Genomic DNA, 12380 nt, shown 5'->3' on the forward strand with positions numbered 1-12380 from the left:
TCATTTTTATTAATAACCCAAGATTATATAAATGATTAGTTGGAGAAAGCATTACAAAAAGGGATTGATAGCCATAGGATTATTGCTATCAACTAGTGCTTCTGTGTACTCACAGGATGCTGCAAGTGGCGACCCAAAGAATGGGGAAACGCTTTTTAAAACCAATTGTGCTGCCTGTCATGCGTTAGATAAACAAATGGTAGGTCCTGCTCTGGGAGGTGTGGTTGATAGACTGCAGACCGAACAAGGGTTAGGTACAGATTGGTTACACAAGTGGATAAAAGACAACAAGGCTCTCAGGGCATCGGGAGACAAGTATGCTAATGAAGTCTTTGAAAAGTTCAACAAGACGGAAATGACTACATTTCCAGGGCTTTCAGAAAAAGATATTGATGATATCTTAGCGTATACAACAAATCCTCCTGTGGCTGAACAGCCTGCTCCTAGTCCAGAAACAGAAGCTAATAATTTAGATACTATAAAGAAGGCACAACAGGAGCGTACTAACTCTACAATAGTTTTGGTATCATTACTATTTATTGCGACATTGTTAGTATGGTTGTTATTAAGACTTAGACAGTTGGTTAAACTTAGCCAAAGTGACGAGTTGTCAGAACTTAATGCGACTAGAACTCAATCTTTTGGAGAGCTTTACCAGAAGTATCATTATGTAGGTAAGGGTGTTTTAGCGGTACTGGCTATATTGGCGGTTTACGGTGTTTGGAACTGGCTGATGTGGGTAGGTGTTTATAAGGGATATAAACCTGAGCAGCCTATCTATTTCTCTCACAAAATTCACGCAGGCGAAAATAAGATAGACTGTCAGTTGTGTCACTCAAGTGCTAAGTATGGTAAAGTTTCAGAAATTCCATCACTTAATGTTTGTATGAACTGTCATAAGAACATTTCAGAATATAAAGGTAGCTACATTGAACCAGGTAAGTCTAAAGAATTCTATACTTCTGAAATTAAAAAGATTTACGCTGCAGTAGGTTGGGACGAAACTACTCAGTCTTATACAGGTAAAACTCAACCTGTGGAATGGGTGAGAATTCACAATATGCCAGATTTTGTTTACTTTAATCACGCACAGCACGTAGTAGCAGGGGAAGCGGCGATTAAAAAGGCTAAAAATGTAGATGTGGTTTGTAAGGCCTGTCACGGTGCTATAGATACTATGAATGTGGCTAAAATGGCAAATGATTTCACTATGGGATGGTGTATCGATTGTCATAGAAGTACAGAAGTAGATATGAATAACGATTACAACAAAGAGTATTTCAAAAACTTACATGATAAGTTGAAAAAGCAGTACGGCGAAGGCACTAAAATTACAGTAGATGCTATCGGTGGACTAGAGTGTGGTAAATGTCATTATTAATAACAGAAAACTAGAAGTATCAAAATGGCTTCAAATAAAATACAATTCAGAAGTATTCACGAATTAAAAGACCCAACGCTTAATAATAAGTTGGCTCAGAAGGAATTTCAGAACGAAATTCCCGTAGATGAGTTCTTGGGCAATGATGATAAGATGAATAATTCCGGAACGAGTAGAAGAGACTTTCTTAAGCTATTAGGATTCTCTACTGCTGCGGTTACTTTAGCTGCGTGTGAGTCTCCGGTAATCAAAACAATTCCTTATGTTGTAAAACCTCATAATATTATTCCTGGGGTGCCTAACTACTTTGCGTCTTCATTCTTTGATGGATATGATTTTGCAAGTGTTTTGGTAAAAACAAGAGAAGGAAGACCTATCAAAATAGAACCGAATCCAGTAGCAGGTTCTTTGGGGAAAACTAACGCTAGAGTTCAGGCAGGATTGTTATCACTGTATGATAATGATAAATTAAAACAGCCGAAGCTAGATGGTAAAGATGAAACTTTTGATAAAGTAGATGATTTTGTTATCAAAGGATTGGAGGAAGCTAAGGCTTCAAACAAGAAAATTGTTTTACTATCTCACTCTTTTGCGAGTCCTACTTTTAAGAAGTTATTTGGCGATTTCAAAGCAAAATATCCTAATGCAGAATTAGTAACATATGATGCTATACCTTACGCAGCAGCTTTAGATGCCGCAGAGGAAGTTTTCGGACAAAGAGCATTACCTGTTTATGATTTGTCTCAAACTGAATTGGTAGTATCTTTCCAAGCAGATTTCTTAGGAGATTATAATGCAGGGTCTTTAGAGACTTCTTATGCAGTTGCTAGAAAACCAGGCGCTAATATGCTTCGTCATATTCAGGTGGAGTCTAATATGTCTCTTACTGGAGCTAACGCGGATACTAGGTTGAGAATGAAACCTAGCGAAGTGTATAAGACATTGGTAGAGGTTTACAACGGACTTAATGGTTCTACTTCTAACCAAGTAGCTGCTAAGATTGTTGCAGAACTTAAGGCAAAAGGTAGCAAAGCTGTTGTATTTGCAGATGGTTCTAAAGCAGCTTATGTTTTAGCCCATTTAATCAACCAGAAATTAGCTTCTGTAGCGTTTACAGGAAAGGCTAATTATCTAAAAGAATATAATACTCAGAAATTTAATGAGTTTGTAACTTGGCTTAACTCTGGTCAGGTAGGGGTGCTTATTTCTAATAATGTTAATCCTATCTATTCTTACAAAACAGGTGCTAAGCTTAAGGAAGCTATTAAGAAAGTACCTTATCATATAGCTGTAACACAGAAGAAAGATGAGATGTATCAAGTAGCTAAAGCAGCTATTCCTGTTGCTAATTGGCTAGAGTCTTGGGGAGATATAATGCCTGAGACAGGAGCATACTCTTTAATGCAGCCTACAATTCAGAAAATTTATAAATCAAGGCAAATAGAAGAGTCTTTATTAGTATGGACTAATGGTAAAAATCATCCTGCTAATAACTACTATGCTTATCTTAAGGCTAATGCCTCAACTATTTTAGGAGAGACTTCTTTCAATAAAGGTTTATATAATGCATTTAATAGTGTTGCTGTAGGTAGTACTTTATCGTACGCAGGTGGTAATGCAAGTGGAGCAGTAGCAGAATTATCACAATTCAAATCAAGTGATTTAGAATTGGTGCTTTATACAAAAACTTCTATGGGAGACGGTACTCAAGCCAATAACCCTTGGTTACAGGAGTTACCAGACCCTATTTCTAGATTGTCGTGGGATAACTATCTAACGGTATCTCCTAAAGACGCGGAAAGACTAGGATTAGAGAATGAACTTAACGGAAGAATGCAGTTAGACGGTTCTAAAGTTAATGTTACCGTTAATGGAGTTACTATAGAAAATGTACCTGTATTCATTCAACCAGGACAGGCTGATGGCTCTGTAGGGTTAGCTTTAGGGTATGGTAAAAAAGATTCAGGAAAGGTAGCTGAGACAGGTGTTAATGCTTATCCTTTATTTGACGGATATAACTTAGCGGTTTCTAATGTTAAAATAGAGAAAGTTTCTGGTGAGCATGAGTTTGCTGGAATGCAGCTTCAAAACACTCTAATGGGGCGTTATGAAATTGCTAGAGAAGTTTCTTTAGATACTTTCCTTAATGTTCCTTTTGATGACCACCTTAAAGGTTGGAATAAGCCTTTGGAATACCACACTATCAACGGTGCTTTACCAGCAGGTAAAATTACGCTTTGGGACGCTTATGATGATACAGATGGTCCACACTTCAATTTATCAGTAGACTTAAATGCTTGTACTGGTTGTGGAGCCTGTGTAATTGCATGTCAAGCAGAAAACAATACACCAGTAGTAGGTAAAGAAGAGGTAAGAATGTCTAGAGATATGTACTGGTTGAGAATAGACCGTTACTACTCTGCAAAAGAAAAAATTGAGGTTAAAGAAGGTCTAGATAGAGGTCTAGATGTTCCTAACCTTTATGATATTCTTATCCAACCAAATGAGAGTCCAGATGTGATTTTCCAACCAGTGATGTGTCAGCATTGTAACCATGCACCTTGTGAAACGGTTTGTCCAGTAGCTGCGACTTCTCACGGTAAACAAGGGCAAAACCAAATGGCTTACAACAGATGTATTGGTACTAGATATTGTGCAAACAACTGTCCATACAAAGTAAGAAGATTCAACTGGTTTACTTACAATTTGAACGATAAGTTTGACTTCAATATGAATAACGATTTAGGAAGAATGGTACTAAATCCAGATGTTGTGGTAAGAACCAGAGGGGTTATGGAGAAGTGTTCTATGTGTATCCAAATGACACAAAGTACAATTCTAGAAGCTAAGAAAGATGGTAGAAAAGTACAAGATGGAGAGTTCCAGACGGCTTGTTCTAAGGCTTGTTCTACAGGAGCTATGACTTTCGGTGATATGAATGATAAATCTTCTAAAGTAAGAGAGTTATTCAAAGATGAAAGAAGATACTTCTTACTAGAGGAGATAGGAACTAAACCGAATGTATTCTATCATACTAAAGTTAGAAATAGAAAAGAAGAAGAAAATAAAATTTAATTATAAATAGGTAAAAAATGTCAGGACATTACGAAGCTCCAATTAGGGAACCTTTAATTATAGGGCATAAAACTTATCACGATATTACAGAAGATATCGTAAAGCCTATAGAAGAAAGAGCAGGTAAGTTATGGTGGGCGTCTTTATACGCAGCCTTAGTGTTATTCATTTATGGATTTGGCTGTATAGCTTATACCATTGGTACTGGTATCGGTGCTTGGGGGCTCAATAGAACTATCAACTGGGGTTGGGATATTACCAACTTCGTATGGTGGGTAGGTATCGGGCACGCAGGTACACTTATATCAGCTGTACTCTTACTATTTAGACAAAGATGGAGAATGTCTGTGAACCGTTCCGCTGAAGCGATGACTATCTTTGCGGTAGTTCAGGCAGCTATTTTCCCAGTGATACATATGGGTAGAGTTTGGGTTGGTTATTGGGTGTTCCCGTTACCTAACCAGTTTGGCTCTCTTTGGACAAACTTTAACTCTCCTTTACTTTGGGACGTATTTGCTATCTCTACTTATTTCTCTGTATCGGTAGTATTCTGGTTTATGGGACTTATTCCTGACTTTGCAATGATTAGAGATAGAGCTAAAACACCATTTACTAAGAAGATATATACAATATTAGCTTTTGGTTGGGGTGGTAAGGCTAAGCACTGGCAAAGATTTGAAGAATTATCACTTGTGTTAGCGGGCTTAGCAACACCTTTGGTATTCTCGGTACACACTACGGTATCTTTTGACTTTGCTACTTCGGTAATTAAGGGTTGGCATTCAACCATTTATCCTCCTTACTTCGTGGCAGGAGCTATCTTCTCAGGGTTTGCAATGGTACAAACTCTATTATTAGTAGCTAGAAAAGTATGCCACTTAGAGGAGTACATTACAATGTACCACATTGAGATAATGAACATCGTTATCATCGTTACAGGTGGTATGGTAACTGTGGCTTATGCAGCAGAGTATTTCATCGCTTGGTATTCTGGAAGTCGTTACGAAGACTTTGCATACTTAACGCCAGGTGCAGCTACAGGACCTTATTGGTGGGCATTTTGGGCACTAATTATATGTAACTTAGTGATTCCTGCATTATTCTGGTTCAAGAGAGTAAGAACTAATATTTTTGCAACATTTATTATTGCATTAGTAATTAACATAGGTATGTGGTTTGAGCGTTTTGATATCATTGTTATTAACCTTTCTAGAGACTATCTACCTGGTTCTTGGACAATGTTTAAACCAACCATTATTGATGTAGGCGTTTATTTAGGAACTATAGGATTCTTCTCTGTATTGTTCTTATTATACGCTAGAACATTCCCTGTAATTGCGCAGGCTGAATTGAAGAGTATTTTGAAAATTTCAGGTGAAACTTATAAAGCAAAAGAAGGAGATGAGCACCACTAAAAGAATATACGGACTTTACGGCGATGATGATGATTTAATGCACGGCGTAAAGGCTTTCAGAGAAAGAGGTATTGAAATAGAGGAGGTTTATACCCCTTTTCCAGTACACGGTTTAGATAAGGCACTAGGTTTAAAGAAAACTAGAATTTCAGATGCCGCATTCATCTACGCAGTTTATGGTGTGATGATAGGAGCTCTTACAACGTGGTATACTATGAACCATGATTGGCCTCAAAACATAGGTGGTAAGCCAGCTTTTGACTGGGCTCATAATATGCCAGCTTTTGTGGTACCAATGTTTGAGTTAATGGTATTTTGTTCGGCACACTTAATGTCTCTTACTTTCTTATTTAGAAATAAGATGTACCCAGGAGCTAAGCCACAAAACCCAGATCCAAGGACGACAGATGATAAGTTTATGATGGAGTTTGTGTCTTCTGATGTAGAGACTATTAAACAACTTCTTATAGATACAGGAGTAGAAGAAATAACTGTAAAAGATGCTTAAAATGAAGAAAAATATTTTTAAATTATCAGGTATCTTTGGTGTGTTAGCAATGGTTTTGAATTCTTGCGGACCTAAAGAAAATCCACCGTTGGTGTATTTCCCAGATATGTATTTTCCAGTGGCTTATGATCCGCTAATGAAAGCAGCAGATCCTTATTCTAAGCATGAGAATGAAATTCCTGCTTTTGTTAAGAATAACGGTGCTACGGCTTTAGCAACAGTAGAGGGAACTGTATCTCAAAATCCAGAAGGTTTAGCAGAAAGCACCCCTGGGGCTGCAATGACGGCAGATGAGTATAATGCAGGATATGATGCATCAAAAGCAATAGTAGAGTCTCCATTAAATCCAGCAAATAAAGCTAAAGATTTAGCAAGAGGAAAGCATTTATATGAAATAACTTGTGCTGCTTGTCATGGTACAGCAGGAGATGGTCAAGGACCAATAGTTCAATCTGGAGCTTACTTGGGAGTGCCTAAGTATGCAGATAGACAAATTACAGTAGGATCTGTTCACTATGTATTAACTTATGGTAGAAATGCTATGGGGTCTTATGCAGGGCAGCTAAAGCCAGGTGATAGATGGAGAGTTTCTATGTATGTAATGGATGCATTTAAAGGAGCAGCATTGCCTGCACCTGCAGAAGCATCTGCAGATCAAACAAAAAACAATACTAAATAATAAAACTAAAGAAAATGTATAGTTTTTCACCAAAATTAAGATTATATTCTATCGTATTCATCATTTTGGGATTGGTGCTTTTCGGTGCAGGGTATTTTATGAATCATGGAATAGATGAGGCTAAAATAGAGCATATGATGGAAGCAGTACATGCTTCAGGTCACCATAATCCTACTCATTCTAGTGAACTTGTAGGTCCTCAGGATCATGCAACTCATTTAGAACACGCAAAAATGCAAGTGCACAATCAGCCTTTAGCAGCTATTCACTCTGTGGCGGTTTTCTTCTTCGGACTTAGTTGCTGTGTAATGTTTTTCTACTCAGTTCAGCATGCGGCTCATGCAGGGTGGTCTATTATCATTACTAGAGTAATGGAGGCTATTGGAGCTTACATTCCTTACGGTGGGGCGATTCTTATCATTATAATGATTTTAAATGTAACTCATAATGGGCATCTTTTTCACTGGATGGATTCTGAACTTACAGATCCAAACAGTCCTCATTTTGATGTTATTTTATACGAAAAGAAGAAGTTTTTGAATATTCCTTTCTATGTTGTAAGAAATATTATATATGTACTTGGAGCTTCTTTCTTCGCTTGGAAACTTAGATCTATGTCTAAGAAAGTAGATGAGACTAAATCTTTAAGAGACTACCAAATGCTTTATAGATGGAGTGTAGGTTATATTGCTTTCTTCGGATTTGCTTCTGCATTATGGGCGTGGGATTGGTTAATGTCTATAGATCCTCACTGGTACTCTACTATGTATATTTGGTATTCTATGGTGAGTTGTTTAGCAAGTGCTATAGCTGCTATTATCCTAGTAAGTGTTTACCTTAAGAAGAAAGGCTTCTTGCCTCAGTTTAATGATAATCATTTACATGATTTAGGTAAGTATCTTTTCGCTACAAGTATGCTATGGACTTATACTTGGTTTGCACAGTTTATGCTTTATTGGTATGCAAATGTACCTGAAGAAGTAAATTATTTCTTTGGAAGATTTGAGTACTATGCACCGACTTTCTTGCCAATGTTAATCCTTAACTTCTTAATACCTTTATTAGTAATGGTAAGTAGTAGTATTAAGAGAAATTATAAAGTGGTAACTACTATGGCGGTGGTTGTAATTATTGGTCACATTGTGGATTACTTCAATATGGTAATGCCAGGAACAGTAGGTCCTCACTGGAATAACTTTACAGTTCTATTGCTAGTTTTAGGTTCTGTTTTGTTTGTAGTAGGTTTATTCGTATTCGTAACTATGACACAACTTTCTAAGATGAAACTTATTCCTAAAGGAAACCCTTACTTACACGAATCTGAAATCTATGAATATCCTTTCTAATTAGAAAAGGACTATAAAATAAAATGAAAATCCCGATGTATTTGTCGGGATTTTATTATTTTTGTGAAGATATAAATCTTAAATAATGAATAAATTAAAACTATTACCAATACTTTTCTTGCTCTTCTTTACAGGTTGTAAAAAAGAGCAAGTAGATGGTAGTAACATAAGAGCATTTCAGTCGAGCATCAATGATATGTCCTCGTCCTTAACTACGCTTGAGCAAGTCAAGTTCAATGAAGCACTTTACATTCTCAAAACATTTGGAGTAGAAGCAGATGGAGATATACAAGAGTTGAATGCATTGTCAAAATTACTTGATGGTAAAAAAGTGCCTGAAATTTTAGCGATGGCTAATGAAGTAGCAGCTAAAAATGAGTTAGAATGGTCTAGTACCTCGCCGCCATCTTTAGGAAATATGAATATTTTCCAAAGTCAAGAGCCTGCGGCTATAGACCCCAACGATGTTAAGGCTTCGTCTATTAGCTTACAGATAAATCCTGTTTCTGTTGATAGTGTATTAGGAGCTAAGGCTTTACAAGTTGTTCCAAGGTTGCTAGATACAAGAGGTAATTTAGTAGACTTTTCTAATGCGGGGTTAGAGACAACATTGGAGATTTACAGTAATGATATAAAGCTATTAACTTCTAAAAGGCTGATGACGGATAATAATTTTAAAGGTTTTTACGTAAACCTAGCATCTATCCCTCAAGAAAAAGTAACAGGTGGAGTAATAGATATTAAAGTAACTGTAAGAACGGCACAGAAGTTTTTACAAATGGCAAGACGAGGAATGTCTATAAATTCTAAAGTTTTAAAACAGCCGGTAGTTGATGAAACTACACCTACAGAAAGTATAGATGGAGAAATACAAGAACAACAAGATGAAACAATAACTCAATCAAAAGAAAATACTTCCAAAGTTAAGGCTGAGCCTAAGTCTGTAGTTAGCAAATTTTTAAACAATTTGGGGAGTAATAATTTAAGAGCAGCTTATGAGATTTCTTCAAATCCAAAATGGGGTTCTTATGACCAGTTTTCTAATCCAACATCTGGTTTTGGATCTGTGAAAAATATTACAGTAAAAAATATTTCAACCCAATCTAGTTCTGATAACTCTGCAATAGTAAATGCAAGTTACAATGTAACTGATAATAATGGTAATACTTCGGCATTAGAGGTTACTTATACACTTAAATCAGACGGAAATAGTTGGAAAATTACAAACTATAAAATTAATTCTACACAAAAACAATAGTGCTAATGGCAACTCAAGAACTCATTAAAAAATTAGAACAAACCATTGATAACATTCCAAACTTCCCTAAAGAAGGGATACAGTTTAAGGATATCACACCTATTTTTCTTAATCCAGAACTTTATGAAGAGGTCATAGATGATTTGGTAGAGTTCAGTAAAGGTAAGGTAGATGTAGTCTGTGGTATAGAAAGCAGAGGCTTTCTTTTTGGAATAGCTGTGGCGGTAAAGTTAGGAGTTCCTTTTGTTTTAATTCGTAAGAAAGGTAAACTTCCACCTCCGTTTATTTCTCAAAAATACGATTTAGAGTATGGCTCATCAGAGATAGAAATGAAAGAAGGACAATTAAAAGCTGGAGATAGAGTTCTAATTCACGATGACCTTTTAGCAACAGGTGGAACTACTGAAGCTGCAGCAAAGCTAGTGGAGAAACAAGGCGCAAAGGTAACACAGTTTAGTTTTTTAATTGGGCTTAAGGCTCTCAAAGGAGAGGATAAATTAAAGAAATTTAACTCGGAAATTTATCAAGTGTTAGAATACTAAAAGAAAGGATTAAGTTTTGTGTATCAGAAAAGAAAAAACTAAATTTGCGAACTAAATAATAATCAAAATGTCAGGAAAATACAATAAATTAAGTGAAGAGCAAATAAAAGAAGGAAAGGAGACTGTGGAAATATTTCAGGAATTGGATCAAACTGCACTAAAGTCTGAAAAATTTTTGGAGAAATATTCTAAACATTTGGTTAGTGTATTTGCTTTGGTACTGGTATCTATATTGGGATATTTTGCTTATCAACAATTTATAGTAGCACCTAAGAATGAGGAGGCTATAAAAGGGTATTTAGCAGCACAGAAAAACCTGTCAGAAAGCAATAACGAACTTGCATTAGGAGGTAAATCTGCAGCTAACCCAGGTTTTTTAGGAACATACCAAGAATTTTCAGGTACTAAGGCAGGAAAACTTTCAGCATACAATGCAGGTCTACTTAAATTCAAAGAAGGAAAGTATCAAGAAGCTTATGACCTACTAGAAGCTTTCAAATCCGATAATAAGATACTAATGGCACTTAAATATGGCGCTATGGGAGATTGTCTGTCTAATCTTAATAAAGCTGATGATGCTATGGTTCAGTATGATAAAGCATCATCTATCTCTGAGGATCCATTTACATCTTATTATTTTACAAGAAAAGCAGGTTTAGTAGCAATTGCACTAAAGAAAAATGCTGAGGCTAAAAAATATTTTGAGACTATAGATGAGAAATATCAAGATTATGATGGTGGAGCTTCAGATGCTTATATAGAAATGGTAAAATATTACTAAATTACATTGTAACTCTAAAATAAAAAATATGGCAACTATTAATCTTTCCGATTATACGCCACTCGATATTAAAAATGCCGATGAGTTCAACATCGGCATTGTTGTCTCTGAGTGGAACGATTTTGTAACCTTTAATCTTCGTGATGCAGCTGTGGAAACTCTGCTTAAGGAAGGTGTTAAAAAAGATAAAATAAAGATTTACTATGTGCCAGGGGCTTTTGAACTCAGCTATGCGGCGATGCGATTATGTGCTAAACAACGCTATTTTGATGCTGTTATAGCTATAGGATGCGTAATACGAGGAGAAACTTCACACTTTGATTATGTTTGCCAAGGCGTTACACAAGGTATTACGGCGTGTAATACACAAACAGATACACCCACAATATTCTGTGTACTTACAGATGATACTAGAGAGCAGTCAATAGCACGAAGTGGAGGAGATTTAGGTAACAAAGGCGTAGAGGCTGCTGTTACAGCTCTAAAAATGATAGACTTTAAGAAAAATATTTAATTTAGATTAGTACTAAAAATGAGATGGACTAATAATAGAGGGGATAATGTAGAAGATAGAAGAGGAAGAGGTGGAATGGTTGTAGGTGGTGGTCTAGGCATAGGGACCTTAATCATAGCTGCTATTGTATTTTTTCTAGGGGGCGACCCTTCTTCAATTATAGGAGGAGGTAGTCTAGGAAGTACTCAACAAACGGAGCAGAGAGAATTAACCCAAGAGGAATTACATGTAAGAGAATTTATTAAGATGTTAATTGTTGAGAATGATATTACTTGGCAGAAAATTTTTTCAGAAAATGGTATGCAATATCGGAAGCCTAAAGTAGTACTTTTTGAAAGCGTAACACAGTCAGGGTGTGGGACAGCACAGTCTGATATGGGACCTTTCTACTGTCCTGCAGATGAAACTATCTATATGGATATGAGCTTTTTCTCGGAGCTTCAGAGTAAATTTGGTGCTAAGGTTACCGAATTTTCTGTAGCCTATGTTTTGGCACATGAGGTAGGGCACCATGTACAGACTATTTTGGGAACTACTCAAAAGGTAAATTTGCTTAGAGCTAGTGGGAAATATTCAGAAGCAGAGATGAATAGAGTATCTGTAGCTACTGAGCTTCAAGCTGATTTTTATGCAGGGCTGTGGGCAAAAAAAACAGATGAAAGAGAAGGTATTTTAACGCCAGGAGATATAGAGAGTGCAATTAGTGCTGCTGAAGCTGTGGGTGATGATAATATTCAAAAAAGAGGACAGGGGTATATTAATCAGGAAAGCTTTACTCACGGTAGCTCTGCACAAAGGAAAGAATGGTTTTTGAAAGGTTACCAAACTGGTGATATTCGCCAAGGAAATACCTTTGATGTTTTACTAAAGTAATTTTATGA

11 protein-coding genes are annotated in these 12380 nt (G+C 36.4%); all 11 read left to right on the forward strand.

Annotated elements, in window-relative coordinates; translation table 11 throughout:
• Positions 1–31: 31 nt before the first annotated feature.
• The 11 genes from D1003_RS06755 to D1003_RS06805 all read left to right on the forward strand — a co-directional run bounded on the left by D1003_RS06755 (position 32) and on the right by D1003_RS06805 (position 12372).
• On the forward strand, positions 32–1381 hold the full coding sequence (locus D1003_RS06755; RefSeq protein WP_153936233.1) for a c-type cytochrome: 1350 nt from the start codon (positions 32–34) through the stop codon (positions 1379–1381).
• A 24-nt stretch (positions 1382–1405) separates the two neighbouring features.
• Positions 1406–4456, forward strand: a complete 3051-nt coding sequence (locus tag D1003_RS06760; protein WP_153936234.1) for a TAT-variant-translocated molybdopterin oxidoreductase — start codon at positions 1406–1408, stop codon at positions 4454–4456.
• Positions 4457–4473: 17 nt separating this feature from the next.
• Positions 4474–5871, forward strand: a complete 1398-nt coding sequence (gene nrfD, locus D1003_RS06765) for an NrfD/PsrC family molybdoenzyme membrane anchor subunit (RefSeq protein WP_004916117.1) — start codon at positions 4474–4476, stop codon at positions 5869–5871.
• Positions 5858–6379 carry a DUF3341 domain-containing protein gene (locus D1003_RS06770; protein ID WP_004916120.1) on the forward strand — a complete coding sequence of 174 codons (522 nt, stop codon included), beginning with the start codon at positions 5858–5860 and terminating at the stop codon, positions 6377–6379. The genes nrfD and D1003_RS06770 overlap by 14 nt, the downstream gene beginning before the upstream one ends.
• Entirely contained in the window at positions 6372–7058 is a 687-nt protein-coding gene (locus tag D1003_RS06775) for a cytochrome c (protein WP_153936235.1), read from the forward strand. The genes D1003_RS06770 and D1003_RS06775 overlap by 8 nt, the downstream gene beginning before the upstream one ends.
• Before the next feature lie 14 nt (positions 7059–7072).
• On the forward strand, positions 7073–8404 hold the full coding sequence (locus D1003_RS06780; protein ID WP_014937693.1) for a hypothetical protein: 1332 nt from the start codon (positions 7073–7075) through the stop codon (positions 8402–8404).
• A gap of 85 nt (positions 8405–8489) precedes the next feature.
• On the forward strand, positions 8490–9662 hold the full coding sequence (locus D1003_RS06785; RefSeq protein WP_153936236.1) for a hypothetical protein: 1173 nt from the start codon (positions 8490–8492) through the stop codon (positions 9660–9662).
• A gap of 5 nt (positions 9663–9667) precedes the next feature.
• A complete protein-coding gene (locus tag D1003_RS06790; RefSeq protein WP_038693633.1) occupies positions 9668–10204 on the forward strand; it encodes an adenine phosphoribosyltransferase in 537 nt (178 codons plus the stop codon).
• 67 nt (positions 10205–10271) lie between these two features.
• Positions 10272–10985 carry a hypothetical protein gene (locus D1003_RS06795; RefSeq protein ID WP_014937690.1) on the forward strand — a complete coding sequence of 238 codons (714 nt, stop codon included), beginning with the start codon at positions 10272–10274 and terminating at the stop codon, positions 10983–10985.
• A 28-nt stretch (positions 10986–11013) separates the two neighbouring features.
• Positions 11014–11499 carry a 6,7-dimethyl-8-ribityllumazine synthase gene (ribH, locus tag D1003_RS06800; RefSeq protein ID WP_052910904.1) on the forward strand — a complete coding sequence of 162 codons (486 nt, stop codon included), beginning with the start codon at positions 11014–11016 and terminating at the stop codon, positions 11497–11499.
• An 18-nt stretch (positions 11500–11517) separates the two neighbouring features.
• Positions 11518–12372: a neutral zinc metallopeptidase gene (locus D1003_RS06805; RefSeq protein WP_153936237.1), complete on the forward strand. Its 855-nt coding sequence runs from the start codon at positions 11518–11520 to the stop codon at positions 12370–12372.
• Positions 12373–12380: the final 8 nt, after the last annotated feature.

It is taken from the genome of Riemerella anatipestifer (assembly GCF_009663465.1).
Lineage (GTDB): Bacteria > Bacteroidota > Bacteroidia > Flavobacteriales > Weeksellaceae > Riemerella > Riemerella anatipestifer_C.